This is a genomic window from Mesorhizobium sp. P2_E6, from assembly GCF_056403835.1.
Window position 1 is genome coordinate 79,384 of record NZ_JBFUEQ010000001.1, and the last position, 20,693, is coordinate 100,076.

Genomic DNA, 20,693 nt, shown 5'->3' on the forward strand with positions numbered 1-20,693 from the left:
TCATGGACATGGTGCAGGAAACCCTTGGCATGACCGAGGAAACGCTTGATCCTCAGGACTGGGCCGATGTGCAGGCCCTGTCGCACCGGGTCATCGACGATGCGGTCGATTATCTGCGCGACGTGCGCGACCGCCCCGTCTGGCGGGAGATGCCGGCGGATGTGAGAGATGTCTTCGCGGCACCCCTGCCGCGATCGCCGGCGCCACTCGCCGCTGTCTATGACGAGGTCTCCCGGACTGTGATGTCCTATCCAATGGGCAACATCCATCCGCGCTTCTGGTCCTGGTACATGGGGTCGAGCAATTTTGCTGGCGCGCTCGGCGATTTTTTGGCGGCAATCCAGGGTTCCAATCTCGGCGGCGGCAACCACGCCGCCGGGCTGATGGACAGCCAGGTGGTCAACTGGTGCAAGCAGATCCTGGGTTTTCCGGCTTCCGCCGGCGGCACGCTGGTCAGCGGCGGCTCGATGGCCAACATCATCGGGCTGACCGTGGCGCGCAACGTCAAGGCCGGCATAGACGTGCGCGAGCATGGCGTTGCCGCCATCGAGAAGCCGTTGCGCTTCTATGGCTCGGACCAGATCCACTCCTGCCACCGCAAGGCGATGGAAGCGCTCGGCCTCGGCAACCGGGCGCTGCGCCGCATCCCGACCGATGCCGGCCTGCGCATCGATATCGCTGCCTTGCGCGCAGCGATCGCCGAGGACCGCGCGGCCGGATTCAAGCCGGCCTGCGTCATCGGCACGGCCGGCACGGTCAACACCGGGGCGATCGATGATCTGCGGGCGCTAGCCAAACTGGCGCATGAGGAAGACCTCTGGTTCCATGTCGACGGCTGCATCGGCGCGCTGATCGCCATTGCACCCGAAAATGCCCATCGCGTCGCCGGCATCGAATGGGCCGATTCGGTCGCGCTCGATCCGCACAAATGGCTGCACGCGCCATTCGAGGTCGGCTGCGCCCTGGTCAGGGACGCCGTCGCACATCGCAAGACCTTCGCGGTGACGCCGGAATACCTGGAATCGACCCCGCGCGGTCTTGCCTCCGGCGAATGGCTGCACGACTACGGCCTGCAGACGTCGCGCGGCTTTCGCGCGCTCAAGGTGTGGATGGCGCTGAAGGAGCATGGCGCCGACAAGTTCGGACGCCTGATCGACCAGAACATTGCGCAGGCGCGTTACCTCGCCGGGCTGATCGAGGCCGAGCCGGAACTGGAGCTGGCAGCACTGCCGACCATCAACATCGTTTGCTTCCGCTATCAGCCGGGCCTCGCCGGCGAGGCGCCGAAGGCGCTCAACACCGAAATCATGCTGCGGCTGCAGGAAGAGGGCATTGCAGCACTCTCCGACACCACCGTACATGGCCAGCACTGGCTGCGGGTGGCGATCACCAACCACCGCACCCGGCGCGAGGATCTCGACCTTCTGGTGCGTCAAGTGACGAGGCTGGGGCGGCAGATCGCGGCGGAGCACCCTGCGTCTTTCTAGTTCCCGGCAGGCATGCGATTCTGGCGCCATGATTCGGGAGATCGAGACCGTGACGCTGTTTCGCATGGCTGCATTTGCTGCCTTGGTCTTCACCACGTCGTCCGAGGCAGCCGAGATGGCCTTCTTCGTCAAGAACCTGCGCAAGGAAGCGGTTGCGGTCGAGCTGTTCAGCCGCGACCGCGAAACGGTCTGGCCGGGCAGCGATCAGGTATTCCTGATCGACCCCGCCTCGCAGAAATCGGTGCCGCTCTCCTGCAATCAGGGCGAACACATCTGCTACGGCGCCTGGGTTAACGGCAACGACAGCATCTCCGCCGGCGTCGGTCCGGACAACGACCAGCCCTGCGACACCTGCTGCTTCATCTGCGTGGAACACACGACCGAGACGATCGATCTGGTACCTTAGTTCCGATATCCCCAAAATCAGTCCGGAATTGTTGCAATCGTCCCTTTAGCGGCCACGCACGGCGTGCCATGGTCGCCCCGCGGCCGGGTAGGCCGTGTCTTTCCAGGGGGTTACCATGTTTCATGCCTACGCGCGCCGCACGCTGGCCGCGCTGTCTCTCGTCATGCTGGTCGTGCCGTCGGCACATGCCGGCGACGTTACCTTTGCCATCAAGAACAGCCATCCCAATGCCATGCGCCTCGAGCTTTACAGCCAGGACCGCGACTATGTCTGGCCGGGCAACAACCAGGATTTCTACCTCAATGACGGCGAGACCAAGTCCTTGCCGATATCCTGCAACGAAGGGGAATCGATCTGTTACGGCGCCTGGGTCGACGGCGACGAGGAGACCTATTGGGGCGTCGGCCCCGGCAACAAGGAAAAATGCGAGGACTGTTGCTATACCTGCAGCGGCGGCGAGACCGAGGAAATCGATCTGGTCCCCTGACCGGTTTGCCAGCTTGACGGTTTTCCTGCTGGAGCCGTAGAGCAATTCCAGAAAAAGTGTGAAGCGGTTCCGACGGGAATTGCGTTAAAACATTGCCTGCACAAATACCCAAAGCGCGCCGCGTCTGTCCGTCTGGATGCGACGCGCTTCAGGCAACAGGAGCGTAGCCATGGCCGGTATGGTCGAAAGCGACAAGATTGACGTCGGGTTCTCGGGCAAGCGCTGCATTCATTCGCGCAACTGCGTGCTCGGCGATCCGCATGTTTTCGTGCCCAACGCGCCGGGGCAGTGGATCCATCCCGAGGCGGCCAGCGTCGAGAAGATCGTCGCCATCGCCGAAAGCTGCCCCTCCGGCGCCATCACCTACATCAGGAAGGATGGCGGGCCGCAGGAACAGCCGCCGGTGGTCAACACTGTGCGCCTGCGGGAAAACGGTCCGCTGGCCGTGCATGCCGAGATCGTGCTCGACGGCGAGACGTTCTATCGCGCCACGCTCTGCCGGTGCGGCGCTTCGGAAAACAAGCCGTTCTGCGACGGCAGCCACAACAAATCGGGTTTTGTCGCCACCGGCGAGCCGCCGCTGAAGGACACGCCGGCGCTGGAAATGCGCGACGGCCCGCTCAAGGTCACTCCGACGAAAAACGGCCCGCTCAAGCTCGAGGGCAATATGGAGATCGTCACCGGCACCGGCCATACCGTCGACCGCACGACAGTCGCGTTCCTGTGCCGCTGCGGCCACTCGGCCAATAAGCCGTTTTGCGATGGCACACACAAGAAGGTTGGGTTTGTCGGCTAAGGTGTCGATATTCAGGTGAGGCCGGCCTGCAAACGGCGGCTTCCTGCGCTTCCGGTGCTCACGTACGAAAAGAACGGTCCGCTCCGGTTCTCGGAATCCACCATTTTCGGCTCGGCCTGACTTGAATCTCGACACCTTAGCGGAACTGCCAATCCCCCTTGTGGGGGGAGATCGAACTCCACCGTGGCCCAGCGCTCGCGTCTTTATCGGCCGCCCCGTATCGGCTAAGGGCAGGGAAACAAATTTACCCAGCCGGACGACCATCAGAAATGACCGCCAAGACCAAGCCAAAGCCGCTGTTCCTCGGGATCGACACCGGCGGCACCTACACCGACGCCGTGCTGTGGTCTGAAACGGAAGGTAAGCAAGAGGGGCCGAACAAGGGCAAGGTGCTGGCCAAGGCCAAGGCGCTGACCACGCGGCATGACCTGGCCGTCGGCATTTCCGGCGCCGTCGATGCGGTGCTGCAGAAGGCCGGCACCGATCCGACCGCGATCAAGCTGGTCTCGATGTCGACGACGCTTGCTACCAACGCGCTGGTCGAGGGCCAGGGCGGCCGCGTGGCGTTGGTGATGATCGGCTTTTCCGAGGCCGACCTCGCCCGTGACGGGCTGAAGGCTGCACTCGGCACCGACCCGGTGGTGTTCTGCCCCGGCGGTCATGATGTGCATGGCAATGCGGCCAAGCTCGACCTGTCGGGGCTCGAGGCAGCGCTGCCGGAACTCGGCGTGTCGGTCTCCGGCTTTGCCGTTTGCGCTTATTTCGCGACCCGCAATCCGGCGCACGAGATCGCCACCCGCGAGCTGATCCGCGAAAAGACCGGTCTGCCGGTCACATCAAGCCACGAGCTGTCGGCCAAGCTCGGCGGCCCGCGCCGGGCGCTGACGACGCTGCTCAACGCCCGGCTGATCTCGATGATCGACCGGCTGGTGGCGGCAACCGAAGGCTTTCTCGAGCAGCGCAACATCGCCGCACCCCTTATGGTGGTGCGCGGCGACGGTGCGCTGGTGTCGGCGGCGTTTGCCCGCCAGCGACCGATCGAGACCATCCTGTCCGGCCCCGCCGCTAGCCTGGTCGGCGCCCGCCACATGACCGGGCTCGACAATGCCATGGTCTCCGACATCGGCGGCACCACCACCGACGTCGCCGTGCTCGACAAGGGCCGGCCGCGGCTCGACCCGGAAGGCGCCACCGTCGGCGGCTTCCGCACCATGGTCGAGGCCGTGGCCATGCGCACCTTCGGCCTCGGCGGCGATTCCGAAGTGGCGCTGGAGGATGGCGCGCTCAACCCGAAAATCTTGCTCGGGCCCCGCCGCCTGGTGCCCTTGGCGCTGGCGGGGATGGCCCATGGCTCCGCCGTCACCGCGGAACTGGAACGGCAATTGCGGGCGCCCAATCCCGGCCGCATGGACGGCCGCTTTGCAGTGCGCACCGGTGTGCCGGACCGGCTTGCCGCCGGATTGACCGGCGCCGAAGCCCGCCTCTACGAGGCGATTGGCGCGGTGCCGCTCGCCGTCGACAGGCTTTTGACCTCCAACGCGCAGAACGCGACCTTGAACCGGCTGGTGTCGCGCGGGCTGGTGCATGTCGCCGGCTTCACGCCGTCGGACGCCGCCCATGTGCTGGGCAAGCAGGCGAACTGGGATCCGGTCGCCGCTCGCCTCGGCGCCGAACTGTTCGCGCGCAAGCGTGACGGCCGCGGCCAGCCCATCGCCGCGTCGCCGGAGGTGATCTCGGAGCGCGTGCTGGTTACGCTGACACGCTGGTCGGCGGAATACATCCTCGAAACCGCCTTCGCCGAGGACGGGCTCGATGGCGCGTCGACGGTGGCGCATGCTCTGGTGCAGCGCGCCGTCGATTCTCACCCCGGCATTGCCCGGCTAAGCGTCGCGCTCGACCGCCCTGTCATCGGCCTCGGCGCTTCAGCGCCGCTGCACTATGCCGGCCTGCCGCCGCTGATCGGCAATGAGTGCGTGGTGCCGGAGGACACCGACGTCGCCAACGCGCTCGGCGCCGTCGTCGGCCAGGTCAGGGTTTCGGCCGAGGCCCGGGTCAGCCAGCCCAAGGAAGGCCTGTTTCGACTTGCCTCGGGTGAAACCGTGCGCGATTTCCTCGATGAAGCGGCGGCGATCGCGGCGGCCGAGGCCGATGTCCGCGCCATCGTCGCCCAGCGCGCCAGGGATGCCGGCACCGACAGTGCCGAGATCGAGGTCGCGACCGAATTCCGCGTCTCGACCGTCGAAGCCCAGCGCATGTTCATCGAGGCGCATGTCGTGGCGGTGGCCTCGGGAAGGCCAAGGATTGCGGTGTAGATTCAGGTCAGGCCGGCCTGCAAATGGCGGCGTCCTGCACTTCCGGTGCTCACGTACCCAAAAGTACGCTCCGCTCCGGTTCTCGGAAACCACCATTTTCGACTCGGCCTGACCTGAATCGCGCACGCCGTATGAAGCGATGTAAATGCTCGCCCTTCACCCTAAGCTGAATTGACCCGGCAAACCTGACATGCCAAAGGCCCGCAAAGCCTTTCATCTGGAGAAGCCTGATGACCGATCGCATCGAGATCGCCGGATTGCGGATTGCCCGCGAGCTGCATGATTTTGTGGCTGGCGAGGTGCTGCCCGGCACCGGCATCGAAGCGGCCGACTTCTGGAACGGCTTCTCGGTCATTGTCCATGACCTGGCGCCGAAGAACCGGGCGCTGCTGGCAAAACGCGACGCCATGCAGGAGAAGCTCGACGGCTGGTATCGCGACCATAGCGCGCCCGTCGACATGGGGGCCTACAAGACCTTCCTGAAGGAGATTGGCTATCTCGTCCCCGAGGGGCCGGCCTTCAGCGTGTCGACCGAAAATGTCGATCCGGAAATCGCAGTCGTTGCCGGCCCGCAGCTGGTCGTGCCGGTGATGAATGCCCGCTACGCGCTCAACGCCGCCAATGCGCGCTGGGGTTCGCTCTACGATGCGCTCTATGGCACCGACGCCATTCCCGAAACCGACGGCGCCGGGAAAGGCAAGAGCTTCAATCCGGCGCGCGGCGCCAAGGTGGTTGCCTGGGCTAAGGACTTCCTCGACCAGTCGGTGCCGCTCACCTCGGGCAAGTGGGCGGGCGTCAACGGGCTTTCGTTTATCAACGGCATGCTGCGGCTGGGCGAGGGTGCCGGTGTCACGACACTCGCCAATACCAAGCAATTCGCCGGCTATCGCGGCGACGCCGCCAACCCTGAAGCCGTGCTCCTGGTCAAGAACGGCCTGCACATCGAGATCGTCATCGACCGCAACAACCAGATCGGCAGGACCGATCCGGCAGGCATCGCCGATGTCATCCTGGAATCGGCATTGACCACCATCCAGGACTGCGAGGATTCGGTCGCGGCGGTGGATGCTGAGGACAAGGTCGTCGTCTACCGCAACTGGCTCGGCCTGATGAAGGGCGATTTGGCGGAAGAGATCACCAAGGGCGGCAAGAGTTTTGTTCGCAAGCTCAACCCCGACCGCGCCTACACCGCGCCCGCCGGCGGCACGCTGACCGTGCCCGGCCGCTCGCTGATGCTGGTCAGGAATGTCGGCCACCTGATGACCAATCCGGCGATCCTGGATCGCGACGGCAACGAGGTGCCGGAAGGCATCATGGATGCGGCGATGACGGCGTCGATCGCGCTGCACGATGTCGCGCCGAAGGGTCGCCGCGCCAACTCCCGCGCCGGCTCGATGTATGTCGTGAAGCCCAAGATGCACGGGCCGGAGGAAGTCGCCTTCGCCGTCGAGATATTCGACCGCGTCGAAGCCCTGCTCGGCATGGCGAAGAACACCATCAAGATGGGCATCATGGACGAGGAGCGGCGCACCACCGTCAACCTCAAGGAGGCCATCCGCGCCGCCAGGGAACGTGTGGTGTTCATCAACACCGGCTTCCTCGACCGCACCGGCGACGAGATCCACACCTCGATGGAAGCCGGCCCGATGATCCGCAAGGGCGACATGAAGCAGGCCGCCTGGATTTCCGCCTACGAGGCCTGGAATGTCGACACCGGGCTCGAATGCGGGCTGGCCGGCCACGCACAGATCGGCAAGGGCATGTGGGCGATGCCGGATTTGATGGCGGCGATGCTGGAACAGAAGATCGCCCACCCCAAGGCCGGCGCCAACACCGCCTGGGTGCCGTCGCCGACAGCGGCGACGCTGCATGCCACGCACTACCACAAGGTCGATGTCCACGCCGTGCAGGCGGCGCTGAAGAATCGGCCCAAGGCCAAGCTCGACGATATCCTGTCGGTGCCGGTGGCCGTGCGGCCGAACTGGACGCCGGACGAGATCCAGCGCGAGCTCGACAACAACGCGCAGGGCATCCTGGGCTACGTCGTGCGCTGGATCGACCAGGGCGTCGGCTGCTCGAAAGTCCCCGACATCAACGATGTCGGCCTGATGGAGGACCGCGCCACGCTGCGGATTTCCTCCCAGCACATCGCCAACTGGCTGCATCACGACGTCTGCTCGCGCATCCAGGTGATGGATTCCCTGCGGCGCATGGCGGCCATCGTCGACCTGCAGAATGTCGGCGACCCGCTCTATCAGCCTATGGCGGCCGACTTCGACAACTCCATCGCCTTCCAGGCCGCCTGCGACCTGGTCTTCAAGGGCCGCATCCAGCCCAACGGCTACACCGAGCCGGTGCTGCACGCGCGGCGGCTGGAACTGAAGGCACGCGCCTCGGACTGAGCCGAAGTTTCATCAGAGCCAAGGGCAAGGTGCCGCCGCTTGCGTTTCCAGCCTTGAAGGGCGAGGGGGCGTCACGCCGCCTGCGCCACGCGCTCCGAACTCATGCGGTAGGAAATCGCCTCGGCCAGATGGATGCGGCCGACGGTTTCGCTGGCGTCGAGATCGGCCAGTGTGCGCGCCACTTTCAGCACGCGATGATAGGCCCGCGCTGAAAAGGCGAGCTTCTCGCTGGCGTCCTTGAGCAGCGACAGGCCGGCGGCATCCGGCATGGCGATCTCCTCGATGACCGCCGGCGCGCAATGCGCGTTGGTCGTGGCGCTGACGCCGAGCCGTTCGAAACGCTCGCGTTGGATGGTGCGGGCCCGTGCCACGCGCAGCGCCACGGAAGCACTCTTCTCCGCCCGGTCAGGCCGAATCAGGTCGCTGGCCGACACCGCCGGTACCTCGATCCTGAGATCGATGCGGTCGAGCAGCGGGCCCGAGATGCGCGCCTGATAATCGGTGCGGCAGCGCTCGCCGCGCAGGCAACGATAGCCCGGCTCACCCGCCATGCCGCAGCGGCACGGATTCATCGCCGCGACCAGCTGGATGCGCGCCGGATAGGTGACCCGATGGTTGGCGCGCGCGATCATGCAGTCGCCGGTCTCCAGCGGCTGGCGCAGCGCGTCGAGCGTCTGCGGCGTGAATTCGGGAAACTCGTCGAGGAACAGCACGCCGTGATGGGCGAGCGACACTTCGCCCGGCCGGGCGCGTATGCCGCCACCGACCATCGCCGCCATCGAGGCCGAATGGTGCGGCGCGCGGAACGGCCGCCGGTCGGTCAGCTTGCCTTCGCCGAGTTCTCCCGCCACCGAGGCGATCATCGAGACTTCCAGAAGCTCCTTCGGCGCCAGCGGCGGCAGGATCGACGGCAGCCGCTGCGCCAGCATCGACTTGCCCGATCCAGGCGGCCCGATCATCAAGACATTATGGTCAATTAATTGACACTGATGACAATGGCGTATAGTTCGGTCCGGCATGGCAAGAAAATTACCCAGCCGCCCGAGAGCGTATTCCTACATCCGGATGTCGACCGATATTCAGCTGCGGGGCGACAGCCGTCGCCGTCAGCTCGAACTGTCGGAGGAATACGCCAAGGACCACGAGCTGGAACTAGTCAAAGAGTTCCAGCTGGAAGACCTAGGTGTGTCGGCCTTCAGGGGCGCCAACCTCGCGGCGGAATCCAGCCTCGGCCGGTTCCTGCGGTCAGTCAGGAATGGCCAGGTCCCCGTCGGTTCATACCTCTTGGTCGAATCCCTTGATCGCCTTAGCCGGCAAAATGTCTTCACGTCGCTCTCGATCTTCACGGATCTGATCAAGGCCGGAGTTAGGCTCGTCACGCTGGCGGATGGCCAAGTCTACACCGCCGAAACAACGGACTTCAGCCAGTTGGTCGTGTCGCTGGCGATCATGAGCCGAGCCCACGAGGAATCGCAGATGAAGAGCCGCCGGTTGAGCGCGGCATGGACGAACAAGCGTGACAAGATAGATGACAGGAAGCTGACAGCGCTGTCGCCGGCTTGGCTGTCCTTGTCTTTGGATCGCAAATCCTTCGAGGTGAATGAAAAACGTGCCCTGGTCGTGAGATCAATCTTCGAGGATGCGGCGGCTGGCCTTGGCAGCTACGCCATTGCAAGACGGCTGAACAAATCAGGTGTCGCACCGTTTGGTCGATCGAAGGGGTGGCAGACCTCGTACATCGGGAAAATCCTCACCAGTCGCGCAGCCATCGGGGAATACCAGCCGCACAGGATTGTCGACGGTCGGCGGATCGCCACAGGGGCCGTCATCCCGAACTACTTTCCACCGGTCGTTGATGAGCAACTCTATCTCATGGTCCAGGCTGGGCGTTCACAGCGACGAGTCGGTGGAGCCGGGCGAAAGGGCCAGTTCGTCAGCAACCTGTTCTCCGGGTTGGCTCGCTGCGCGTATTGCGGTGCGCAGATGCACTTCATCAACAAGGGCCAAGGTCCAAAGGGCGGTGTGTACCTAACCTGCGACAACGCGCGGCGGGGCCTCGGCTGTGACAACGTGGCTTGGCGCTACGATGACTTTGAGTCATCGTTCTTGACGTTCGTCGAAGAGATCGATCTCGAGTCACTCCTCCAGCCCCAGGGTGATTCCTGCGAACGACAGAACATCGAGAGGGAGCTTCAATCACTGGAGGGCAAACTGGTTCGGCTTGAGAAGGAGCGAGACAGGACGTTCCGGCTACTGCTCGACCAGGAAATGCCAACCGACTTCTTGAAGGGCGAGCTCGCCAGAGTTCAGCAGGAAATCGACGGGCTATCAGTAGATAGCGACCGGCTCGTGGGGGAGCGGCGTCGCATCGACGCTGAGATGGCCAATTTCGTCGAGAGCCGTGAAGAGATTCAGAACCTAGTGTCCGACATGCGTAGCCGCGCCGGAGACGACAGATATAGGCTTCGCGCAAATTTGGCCGGTAGGCTCAAGTCACTCGTCTCGGGGGTCGAAGTTGCCACTTTGGGTGACAGGGGACCAAATGCCGGAAACCTCATCGAGATGACAAGAGAAGAGCACGACTTCTTCAATGGGGGCGATGGCCGTTCCTCGGCCTCAGATTTCAGAGTGCCGGACCGTTCGGCGCGTCATTTCAACGTCTTCTTCAAGGACGGCACGAACCGGCTCGTCCATCCCCGACCGGCCGATTCAACCGCCGGTGAAAGCCAAGTTTATCGATCATTATTTCCGGCGGACAGGCAACGCTAATTGCCGTTGGCCCATTGGTAGCGCAGGTGGAGCCGCCAGAACTCGGCGTACAACTGATGAAGACGCCGATCCACCACGCTGGCCTTGAAGTTCGGATAGTCGATAGCCGCAGATTTCCTGGCCAGAAGGTCGCTGAACTCAGCCTTGGAAGCATAAACCCGACATGCGTAGTCGGCGTCGGGCGACATGGTGATCTCCTGGTTAGGAAAGAGCGCTTCCAGATGGCTGAGGTTCCGGGCCCGGACGACCAGATTGTCTGGGTTGTTTTGATCCCGAACCGCTGAAACAAACCCTTCTTTGAAACATATCCACATGGCGCACCCCTTTTGCAGGGGCGTCTCAGTACCCTGATTGTTTGGGCATGGACAGGGCGTTACATGGGTCGAGTTCGACTGCTATGTGCCGGAGCGGGTTTTGGCCTTCCTGGCGAGAGCAGCGGCGATGCTTTTTTCCAAGACGTCATGATCAACTCGGCCTGGGTATCGACCCGCGTGGATTTCAATCGACCGCCGAAAGGCCTTGATAAAGGCGTCCTCGTCGACCCAGCTCTTTTCCAGCACCTGAAATGGCCAGTCGTAGAGTTGCCCGCCTCCAACGCCCCCTCTTTCAAGCAGGGCCTCGGCGGCGATCAGGTACTCGCTGGGTGATGCTGGCGGAACGGAGACAAGGCCGAACTCGTCGACTGCCCATTGATCATTCTTAAACAACACTGGCATTGCGAAACCCTCATGATCATGCGGAAGCGCATATAGGAGACCTAGGAGGGCCTCGCCAGACGTTGAAGCCGACCGAGCTTCAAACCATCAAGGGTCTTGTCATGACCTAGAGCCAGCCGCGCAGTGGCGGAGCCGCCCGGGTTCAATATTCTGTCATTCTCCACACCAGACTGGTGACGGAGATTGGCGATACCCGGTTGCTATTTCCGGACCGGGGCGACCGACGCGTGGCGAAGGAAGCCGCAAAGACGATAATGGCAAAAGGCGTTAGTGACGGGAAAGATCGCGGATGAATTTCCAGTCGGTCATGGCGCCGTTCCGGTACTCTATCTCTTTGGCAGAGTAGGCTACGACTCGGGCGAGATCCAGATCTGTATCGGCGACCTGTTGAATCATCATCTTGCCCTTGGTTGCGATTGGCCTAGGGCGGGATCCTCGAAGCTCAACGACACGGTCAGGCGCGAACCAAAACTGAGCGTTTAGCAGAAAGTGCAGCGCCGAGGCTTTGCTGGGCGGCGCGACTACCAAGTGGCCATGAATGTCGGGATAGAGCTCGAAAAATGCTAGTCCCGCCATTCGGCATTCCGACTTGTGCCAACTCCGGCCAAGGTAAAAGCGATCGACGCGCGCCGCCCAGCCAACCAACGCATCCTCAAGGGCTGGACAAGTCGAATTCGGCGCCAGCATCGCCGTGACATGGAACAGCGGCCTTCTCAATCTCGAAATCGTCTCGACCAGAGCACTTTTGTAGCGCTCTCGCTGCTCTCGCGTCATGACCGCTCCCGACCGACTTTGCGGTACTTAGGGTCGGCGCCAACCTGACCCGGGCACTAGCGCCCGGACGCTGGTACAATTCCACCAAACCATGAGCAGCGAGCAGACGGAGGCCGCGAGATTTCGCATCCTTATCGACGCCGAGGTCATCCAATAGGTGCCTTGGCATCGAAACCCAGTCAGAACCGGTCAATGCCTGCTGATGGTAGACAGCGACCAGAACCGCCAAGCATTTTCCCTCCAGCTTGGAAGCAGTAGCGATTTGCTCGAACGGGATTGGCCCTCTCAGGAATCTGGCCTTCTTCCGCTGAGCCTTAGCTACAGAAAATGGAGTGCCGACTTCGACCTCTGAGAAGGAGCGGCCAAAGGTCTTCTTGCGTTCAGCCCTCATCGTGATCTTCCCCGTGAAGCCTGCCAACAATTCGCGCCCACATGTCGGCACCCTTCTCGTCCATGAACCGGTCAGGCGCCCGGACGACGGCAGCGTCTGTCCTGAGCGACAGACCGCAGACGGCCTCGCCCGCTCTGGTCATGATTGCCTGCATCTCTGCTACCCGCGCATCCAATTCTCCGATTGGGCATTCGATAAGAAACGCATCATGCACCGGGGCAGCTACTCGAATCCCCTCCTCGACAGCGGCTATGGCCGCGATCCGCATCATCTCAGCCCCGTTGGCTTGCATTGGAAAGTTCATCAACGAAGTTGGCCTAGTTTCGCGGCCGACACGGGCCTTCCACCCGAAAGTCGACTGAAGCCCACGGTTGATGTAGGCGCTATCGACCGCTTCTTGGATAAATCGCCAATAGCGATTGTAGATTCGCTTGTGCCTCAACAGCAAATCAGCAGCTTCCACGGTTGTGATTCCGGCCTTCGCTGCCAGCGCATCCTTTCCCATACCGTAGCCGACGCCCAGAACGATCGCCTTGCAAACCCTTCGTACATCTGGGTGCGACAGGGCACTGGCCCCGGTCGGTGCAAGTCCTGCGTCGATCGCGAACCGCATATAAGGGTCGCCGGAGGAATAGGCGTCGCCAAGTCGCTCGTCGCCGGATAGTCCGGCGGCGATGCCGATCTCCTGGGCTGCCCAGTCTACGTATGCTAAGGCGCTTCCAGCTTCGGGCCTGATCAGTTGGCGCATCCATCGCGCAGGCCCGTAGATCTGCTTCGAAGTCGATGGCTGGTTCCGGCCGGTCACTGACGAAAAGGGCGAAAGCGCGCACCTGTTCCGCCCGTCGGAATTTATCTGCAGCCCGGCCCCGTTCATCCTAGCCAGGGTCCTGCGCAGCTCGTGAAGTGGGCGGATACTCGGATAGCTGTCGGCCATCCTGTTGAACGCTCCATCGTCCAGCGCGAGCGAGCCCGAAGGGAGGCGAGGCCAAGGAATACCGGTGGCAGCCAAAAATCTGGCGAACCGGTCGATCTTGAATGTCGTCTGCTCGAAGACTCCGAACTGGCGATCTACATCTGCGATGAGGCCGGCCTTCATGCCGACCCAATTGTCACAGGCTCGGCGGTAAATCTCATGATCGACTGGGATCCCGTTGCGCACGATTTTGGCAACAGCAGTCATGTATCGGCCACGCAGCAAGGCCCTGCCCAAATCAATCTCGGGCGTCATCTCGCGAAACAAAGCTTCCAGGGCGACAGCGTCACTTCTGCAATAGTCGAGGATCTCCGCTCGCTCCGATATCGACCAAGACTGGCTGCCGAGAATCAGCTCGCGAAGGCGCTCCTTCTCTGCAACGTCAATGTGTCCGATGCCCCGGATGGCCATAGCGCCCAACAGCGAGTTCCCGACCCGGGTGTCGAACGCGTTCGTCTGGACCCGGTGCTCAACGAAAAGGTCGAGCACGCGCTCGGGGAGAGGCCAGCCCAGCTCCAGAAAGCAGGAAAATTCCGCTGGCGAGAAGTAAGCGACAAAGAGGCTATCCGGGCCAACGTCGAAAGGAGCCTGGGTCAACCGGTTAAGCTGGGTCCGCCACAGCTTCAGGATTCGGCCACTCTTCAGCTCGTGAGCCGCCATACAGACAGGATTCGGTCGTTCCGGCTCGCCGTTGAACTCGAAGTCAACAAACCAAATTTCCTTGAAGGCGGCGGTCACGCCGCCGCCCTTGCCCTTGAGGTCAACCATGATTCAAAGACCCCGCAGCCGGTGGATAATGGGATGGTCCTCGGTCTCGATCACGCGGCCGTTGAATGCGATCTTCAGCATCTCATTGATCGACATAGTCGAGAACTTTGCGTCTTCGAGAGCTCCCTGGGCGCGGTAGATGCGGTAGGCGCCGAGATTTGTGTCGGCCACTATCCGAACCCAGCCCCTTTTTGCCTCTTCGATCGCCATCAGCTTCGAGCCGGTCCAAGCGCACTGTCTGCCCTCAAGCGGCAAGGCAATCGGCCAGATGCCCATGACCCCGGTCGTGGTGACGAAGTGGTATAGCGTGGCGATCCGCTCTTCACCCGACATCGCGCCCCGGATCGCCGGTGACACGAAGTAGGTCGTATCTCGGTCCTGTTTGTCGATGAAGACTGCTGTGGTCAGCGACATTTCCGAATCTGGGCAGATGCGGAAAAACTCCTGGCGCGCTGGCTTGCGTACAGGGATAGTGGCGAGGACTTCTGCAACTTCGTGAAGCATATCCGAAGGGTTGATGCGGACGGCGTTGAGATCATCGAAGACGCTGGGTTTGGCGGCCGGCAGGGCCTTGTAGTCGTTGGAGTCGCTCATGTTTCTGCCTTTCGGTTTCGGGATCATCGCGATGCCGAAATGTCGCAGAAACCGGGCTCGGGACGCCAATGTCAAAGACAGTCAAATTCGGCCAACTGCTGTCAGCCAGGCCATGCAGCCTTCTTCGCTCGCCGGAGCGTCTCGACGCTGACTTCGTCCTTGCCGTCGGACCTCAGGTCGAGATTGAGCCGGGTCAGCATGTTTTTTTCGGAAACGCCGCTGGGGCGGGCGTCGCCGTATCTGGACCGCAATTTCTCGATCGATGCAGCGACCTTCGTTCGGGTCGTAAGTCCGTCAGAAAGCCGTTCGTTCGAGGGCTGGCCCTTTGGCGCTGATCGCGCCTGCTGCGGGGCTATGAGACCCATATCCGCGGCGCCCGAGAACTCCAATTCGCTTTCAAGATCGTCGTCCGACAAAGCCAGCAGGCGAGCGCGCTCCGACGTCGCGTCCTTGCGCATTTCATTTTGACGCGACTCTTCAGCTTCGTCCCCGCCGCTCAAATTCAACACCCCAGACGGAAAGCGACTCTCGACGATTCGGTCGACGACGGCGGCACGTTCGGACTGCGACAAGGGCATGGCGGTTCTTCTCGTGGTGAACTGGACCGGCAAAGCTTCGCGCCGGTGCGAAACCGGTCCATATTCTCCTTATATAGTAGGGGCGTCGGTATCCGAGGAGGCTTGGCCGACGGGCGGGGCGTCCACCGCGCTAAGGAACCGGAATACGGTGGCCTTGCCGATTCGAAGCTGCCGTGAGATTGCGTTCAGGCTGGCACCGGACTGGCGCAGGGCGAGGATCTCGGTGGCACGACCCGGCGCCTTTGGCTTTCGGCCTCTATATTTACCCTCGGCCTTGGCCGTCGCGATCCCTTCTCGCTGTCGCTCAAGCATCATTTCGCGCTCGAATTCGGCGACCCCGGCCAAAACGCTTAACATCAGTTTGCCCGTCGGTGTTCCAGTGTCGATGCCCATGCTTTCAATTCTGACTCCAACGGCCTTGCACGCGAGCCTATCGAGAATCTCCCACATGTGTTTCACTGACCGGGCGAGACGGTCCAGTTTCGTCACCACAAGGGTGTCACCTTCGCGGGTAAAATCGATGGCCGATTCAAGTGCCTCTCGCCGAGCCAAGGCGGATACCTGTTCGCTGAAAATCTTCTCGCATCCCAGGCCAGCCAGATCCCTCACCTGGGCTGCTAGGCCAGCTTCTTGATCGAGTGTCGAAGTGCGCGCATAGCCAACTAACATTCAGCCTCCTCGGTCCCCTGAGGTGGCCTCTGTAAACTGAACTGGTCCAAAGTACATGCGAATGTCGTGGACCGGGGAGGCCTCGTCGTGCGGGACCGGTCCACACGACCAAGGTTCAGTGGACCGCCACGAAAAGATAGTCGGCAAACAAGTGGCAGCGGCCCGTTAACGGTCTGGCTGGGTATAGGGCTTGTCGAACTGCATCTCTATCGGCCCTGAGTCGGTCTGGATGGTTGCCCGGATCACGGTCGGGCAAATCACATGCTTGGCGATCGCGATGCTCTCGCCGATGTGAACCGTTACATTGTATGAGATTGTCCCCGACCTTCCAATTCGCCTTCCGACGCGCCCCCCTATTCGTTTCACCGTCTCAGGTGACCAATGCGGCGAGCTCCGAGCTGCTGAACACCTGTTCCGCCACCTCCTGCAGCAGCGGCAGGCCGAAGCCCGTGATCATCGCGTCGTCCGCGTCCGTCAGCAGATACTCGCCGATGCGATTGTGCGCGATCGAACTCCTCATCCGGTAGATTTGGTAGGCGGCCAAGTTTGCGATCAGGGTGTCGAAAGCCTCGTCGTTCTTCGCGAGGATGGTGGTCTTCGCGCTTGAACGGGCAAGCGGGCCAGCCTCGATTAGATCCCGGAACGCATTCCACTTCGGCTCGTCGGAGAGCGGGTTCCCATCCTTGCCGTGCAGCTGGAACATCTCCTGCGCTGGGACGAGGAACTGCTCTAGCTTAGTCATCGTCGCAGCGATCGCGTCGAAGTTCCGACAAAACTCGCGCACGATCCCCTTCAGCCGCGCCAGTTCGGCACGCTGATAGGACGACATAATCTTCCCAAAATCGACGAGGTCGTCGCCCGCCTTTACCAGATGGCGGTAGGTGACGTAATCGAACAGCAGCTCCACCGTGTGATACATGCGGAGGAACTGCTCGCGCGGACCGGTGGCGCGCGTGAGGCGGCGAAAAGAGCTCTCGTGGTGCGAGGTGGGGGCGATTACATCCCTTCGCGCCCGGATCTCGGCGACGGTGCCCGATCCACTCCCAGGCGACGTTCCGTGGCTGAACCCGCCCCAGATCGCGGACCCCATCCGATAGTGCTCTAGGTAACGTCCGAATTCCACCTCCTCGATGACGGCATAGTCGCGCGAGAAGCGCACCGGACCCAGCAGGGTATCTACGCTGGGCGCGTCCGCCAGCAGCGCCGTGTACTCGTAGCGCGTGAGCTCCTGCAGGTTCCTCGCGTCACGGCCGGCGACGAGACAGAGAACGCCGAGTGGTGCGCTGAGCTCATCCAAGATCAGAAGATCGCTCGCCCGATCGAGCGCCCAGGCGACCCCGTCTACGGGCATGGCGACGCGGCCGCCAACGATGAGGTAGTCACCCTCCATGCGAGCCGTGGCGGGGTCGACGTCTTCAACCTTGGGCAGGAGCCCGGCCGCCGCGGCGGCGGTGATCTCACCGGCCTCCATTCATTCGACCGCTATTGTCCAGCAGTCGGCCAGCGGAACGTCGCCGCCTTCCCGGAAGAACTCCTTGAAGCCGTTGGTGAGAAGCCGGCGCGTGGCGACGCCGACATTGACCTTGCGCGGATTGAACCCGGACCGGAGCTTCGCGAACTCCTCCAGCCCGAGGGGGTCCGATGCCTTCGATGCGTCCTGTAGGATGCGCCCCAGTGCCTCAAGCGCCTCCCCCGCCCGGCGCCTCCGCTGGTCGGTATTTCCGAATTGAGCGACCGCGGCGAAGAATGACGCCATGACGTTGCTCGTCGCGAACCAGTTTGCGATGCCCGCCGAACCCTTCTGACCAGTCCCGCGAGGGTTCGCGTCGTCATCGACATCCGCGATCATCAGCCCCTCCTCGTAGATCCGCGCAGTCTGATCGTCGAATTCGACGTACCTCTTCAGCATCTCGACGAAGCGATCGAACTGCTCCGAGACGCCCTGCTCGCCGAGATCCAGCGCACTGTTTTCGATGAGCTCGTTAGCGACGAGGTTGGTCTTCTGGACTTCCGGAGAACCGGTGATCATCGCCTGGTAGGCGTTCACGACGACATCGAAGGCGAACTTCTTCGGCTTGGTGCGGCGGGTGTTCTCGCGTTCGAGATAGATCTCTAAGCCCGGTAGGCGCTTCAGAATGGACTCCTGCAGAGACGAGAAGAGCAGCTCGAGCTGGTGCCGGATCGACATCGGCTTCTGGCCGGCGTTCAGAACGATGATGCGGTAAATGAGGTTGTGCAGGTCCCGCTCGAGCCAGAACTCGACGAGGATCCTCTGATCCGGCTTGAAGGTCTCCCCTTTCTCCGCGAGATCCCGCATGATGTAGGTGCGCTGCAGTCCATCCAAGATGTCCACGGTTCCAGGAGTGTTCAGCGCTGCTGCGAGCGGGCCGGCCCTCCCAGGGTCCGTCCGGTAATCATCATAGGAAGGCATGATGTCTGCGACCCTCTCCAGCTTCACGGCAAGCGTGATCGAGGGAAGAAGGGCGCCGTCCCTGATGTCGGCCTCGAGCCGACCATAGGCCTTGTGCTTCTCGCGCCGGCGCTGGAGGTGGAAGTCCTCGAACCTCTTGCCAACGATCGCCAGATATTCCGGCATGGTCATCTGCGCGTAGACGACCGGCGTGCCGGTGCGGACGTCGACCGCTGAGCCGAGTATCGTGATCGTCATCGCTCTACCGCCATCTCCAACGTACTCTCCATCAGGCTAGTCTAATGGCGAAGCCCTGCCAACGCCGGCATTGTCATCATCATCGCCGGCGCCCCGAGCGCACCTTACGCCACGGCACGTTCCTGCCGCGGACATCCCTCTGCTCTTTAAGCCGCAGCACTTGGTGCCGGACGGGCTGCGCAGCCCGATCACGCAGCTCGTTGTCGTCAGCCGGCGCCTCGACGCCGTCGAGGGCGACGACGTTCTGGTGGCCGCGGTCGTCGCCGTCGTCCCCGGGCCGAGCAGAAAGTCGCGCGTCCGCAGACGGCATCCCGATGTCTTGGTCTGGCTTAGCGGTGCTGGCGGTAAGAAGACTGTGTAGCGCCTCGGCGATCTGCCTCGCGAGCAGGGGCGGGACGGCGTTGCCCACCTGAACGAACTGCTGGGTCCTGTTTCCAAGGAACCGGTAGTTGTCGGGAAAGGTCTGGAGCCGGGCCGCCTCGCGGACGGTGAGTGCGCGGCACTGCGCTGGGTCCGGGTGGATGAAGTAGTGGCCGTCCTTTGCGATGTGGCTCGTGATCGTCGTCGATGGGGCGTCCCAAAGCTGCGCCCTGAACCGGTCGGCGAAGTGCCCGCTGTCCCAGTTCCGGTGGTCGGGAGCGAGCGCCGCGGGGAACTCGCGCGCGACCGGCGACCGGCCGTGCGCCAAGGCGAAGGTGGCGACGAACAGGTACCGCGCGAGATCGGACGGCATGTGCCCCCTGCTCGCGTGGCCGGTGACCTTCCGCAACCGAGAATCGATGAGCCATTGCCTGAGTCCAGGCGGACAGTCGGGGTGCATGGTGCCGACATCGTCGCCGGTCCGGGGGGGCAGTAGGCTGGGGGGGGCGAACCGGCTCTCCATGCCGACCAACACCTCCCGGACCTTCCGGAGCGCGTCGCTTCCGCCCGCAGTCGCGGCCGCGACGGTCTTCATCGCCTCTCGCATCCGGCTCGCCCAGTCTCTGGAAGAGTCGCCGCTGCTGAGGCCGCTCCGTAGCGCCGGGAGTCCGGTCAGGACGTGCCGTACGCTCGCCCTCGCGGGCGCGGAGGCGGCCCAGGCCGCCGACGCGTCCGGAACCCTGAATAGGAGATCCCGGGCAACCGCATCACGGCGGACGCCGATAATGATGACCCGGTGCCTGGCCTGGGGAACGCCGAAGTCCTCGGCGCAGATGATGAAGTCGCGCGGCTCCAGCGTCGGAACGAGCCGGACCGAGCCGTCGCCGGCCCGCACGAAGGCAAGGAGCTCGTAGGCGCGGGTCTCGCCACCGATGGCACGTAAGTCGGCTAAGACCTGCGAAAAGATCGCCTTGCCGTCCACTGAGGAGGAGAGAATCCCCTTCACATTCTCCATGACGAACGCGGCCGGGCGGATTCGCTCGAGGATCGCAATGTACTCGCGGTAGAGGAAGTGCCGCCCGTCCTTAGCGGGCTTGTAGCCTGCCTTGCCCTTGTTCCGCGCCCGACCCACGATCGAGTAGGCTTGGCAGGGGGGGCCACCGATGACCACCGTGCGACCGGCAGAACCGTCGCGAACGCGGTCGACGAGCGGCTGGACCTTCTCGGCCGCACCCTCGCTGCCGAGCTCGAGCAGTAGTGCCTCGGCCTCAGCGGCCGCCCACTCGGCGGGGAACTCAGTCGCCCAGTCCGGCTCCTCGATGCCATCGTTCAGGAACTCGTAGTAGCGGTCGGGGTAACCTTCCGGGAACTGCCGCAGGAACGCCCGGAAGCGGAGCGTGCCATGGGCGACTGGATCCTTCTCGACCGAAAGGGCGATGCGGAAGGGTCGCTCCCCGTCCGTCTGTACGGACGCGAACCCCTCGGCGAGTCCGCCCGGACCCGCGAAGAGATCGACTACGTGGAAAGGCAGGTTCCTGGCCAC

General features: G+C 62.9%; 17 protein-coding genes and 1 pseudogene. 7 read left to right on the top strand and 11 right to left on the bottom strand.

Annotated elements, in window-relative coordinates:
* The first annotated feature begins 2 nt into the window (after nucleotides 1-2).
* From AC1D08_RS00440 to AC1D08_RS00465, 6 genes are all read left to right on the top strand, one after another.
* Entirely contained in the window at nucleotides 3-1,487 is a 1,485-nt protein-coding gene (locus AC1D08_RS00440; protein WP_457150283.1) for a pyridoxal phosphate-dependent decarboxylase family protein, read from the top strand.
* Between the two features lie 28 nt (nucleotides 1,488-1,515).
* Complete coding sequence (locus AC1D08_RS00445; protein ID WP_457150284.1) at nucleotides 1,516-1,893, top strand: hypothetical protein; 378 nt, start codon at nucleotides 1,516-1,518, stop codon at nucleotides 1,891-1,893.
* 115 nt (nucleotides 1,894-2,008) lie between these two features.
* Nucleotides 2,009-2,380, top strand: coding sequence for a hypothetical protein (locus tag AC1D08_RS00450; RefSeq protein ID WP_095083724.1), 372 nt, complete (start codon nucleotides 2,009-2,011; stop codon nucleotides 2,378-2,380).
* Nucleotides 2,381-2,549: 169 nt separating this feature from the next.
* Complete coding sequence (locus AC1D08_RS00455; RefSeq protein WP_477422339.1) at nucleotides 2,550-3,176, top strand: CDGSH iron-sulfur domain-containing protein; 627 nt, start codon at nucleotides 2,550-2,552, stop codon at nucleotides 3,174-3,176.
* Nucleotides 3,177-3,445: 269 nt separating this feature from the next.
* The gene (locus tag AC1D08_RS00460; protein ID WP_457150894.1) at nucleotides 3,446-5,488 is read left to right on the top strand and encodes a hydantoinase/oxoprolinase N-terminal domain-containing protein; all 2,043 of its coding nucleotides are present in this window, start codon (nucleotides 3,446-3,448) and stop codon (nucleotides 5,486-5,488) included.
* Nucleotides 5,489-5,718: 230 nt separating this feature from the next.
* Nucleotides 5,719-7,890, top strand: coding sequence for a malate synthase G (locus AC1D08_RS00465; RefSeq protein ID WP_477422341.1), 2,172 nt, complete (start codon nucleotides 5,719-5,721; stop codon nucleotides 7,888-7,890).
* Nucleotides 7,891-7,961: 71 nt separating this feature from the next.
* Here the strand turns inward: AC1D08_RS00465 and AC1D08_RS00470 are convergent, their stop codons facing one another.
* On the bottom strand, nucleotides 7,962-8,909 hold the full coding sequence (locus tag AC1D08_RS00470) for a YifB family Mg chelatase-like AAA ATPase (protein WP_477422343.1): 948 nt from the start codon (nucleotides 8,907-8,909) through the stop codon (nucleotides 7,962-7,964).
* Between AC1D08_RS00470 and AC1D08_RS00475 the strand changes: the two are divergent.
* A pseudogene (locus tag AC1D08_RS00475) lies at nucleotides 8,908-9,993 on the top strand (recombinase family protein); the annotation flags it as partial. The gene AC1D08_RS00470 and the pseudogene AC1D08_RS00475 sit on opposite strands and share 2 nt — an antisense overlap.
* 662 nt (nucleotides 9,994-10,655) lie before the next feature.
* Here AC1D08_RS00475 and AC1D08_RS00480 read toward each other — a convergent pair.
* The 10 genes from AC1D08_RS00480 to AC1D08_RS00525 form a co-directional block, all read right to left on the bottom strand.
* Entirely contained in the window at nucleotides 10,656-10,973 is a 318-nt protein-coding gene (locus AC1D08_RS00480; RefSeq protein ID WP_477422645.1) for a hypothetical protein, read from the bottom strand.
* Between the two features lie 81 nt (nucleotides 10,974-11,054).
* On the bottom strand, nucleotides 11,055-11,375 hold the full coding sequence (locus tag AC1D08_RS00485) for a hypothetical protein (protein ID WP_477422344.1): 321 nt from the start codon (nucleotides 11,373-11,375) through the stop codon (nucleotides 11,055-11,057).
* A gap of 267 nt (nucleotides 11,376-11,642) precedes the next feature.
* Entirely contained in the window at nucleotides 11,643-12,149 is a 507-nt protein-coding gene (locus AC1D08_RS00490) for a hypothetical protein (protein WP_477422346.1), read from the bottom strand.
* A 380-nt stretch (nucleotides 12,150-12,529) separates the two neighbouring features.
* Complete coding sequence (locus AC1D08_RS00495) at nucleotides 12,530-14,281, bottom strand: DNA polymerase (protein WP_477422348.1); 1,752 nt, start codon at nucleotides 14,279-14,281, stop codon at nucleotides 12,530-12,532.
* 3 nt (nucleotides 14,282-14,284) lie between these two features.
* Nucleotides 14,285-14,875 (bottom strand): hypothetical protein, encoded by a 591-nt coding sequence (locus AC1D08_RS00500; RefSeq protein WP_477422350.1) that lies wholly within the window; start codon nucleotides 14,873-14,875, stop codon nucleotides 14,285-14,287.
* 101 nt (nucleotides 14,876-14,976) lie between these two features.
* Nucleotides 14,977-15,453, bottom strand: coding sequence for a hypothetical protein (locus AC1D08_RS00505; RefSeq protein WP_477422352.1), 477 nt, complete (start codon nucleotides 15,451-15,453; stop codon nucleotides 14,977-14,979).
* A gap of 69 nt (nucleotides 15,454-15,522) precedes the next feature.
* Complete coding sequence (locus AC1D08_RS00510) at nucleotides 15,523-16,122, bottom strand: recombinase family protein (protein ID WP_477422354.1); 600 nt, start codon at nucleotides 16,120-16,122, stop codon at nucleotides 15,523-15,525.
* A gap of 370 nt (nucleotides 16,123-16,492) precedes the next feature.
* The gene (locus AC1D08_RS00515) at nucleotides 16,493-17,593 is read right to left on the bottom strand and encodes a hypothetical protein (RefSeq protein WP_477422355.1); all 1,101 of its coding nucleotides are present in this window, start codon (nucleotides 17,591-17,593) and stop codon (nucleotides 16,493-16,495) included.
* Complete coding sequence (locus AC1D08_RS00520; RefSeq protein WP_477422357.1) at nucleotides 17,594-18,790, bottom strand: hypothetical protein; 1,197 nt, start codon at nucleotides 18,788-18,790, stop codon at nucleotides 17,594-17,596.
* Between the two features lie 79 nt (nucleotides 18,791-18,869).
* Nucleotides 18,870-20,693: a DNA cytosine methyltransferase gene (locus AC1D08_RS00525; RefSeq protein WP_477422359.1), complete on the bottom strand. Its 1,824-nt coding sequence runs from the start codon at nucleotides 20,691-20,693 to the stop codon at nucleotides 18,870-18,872.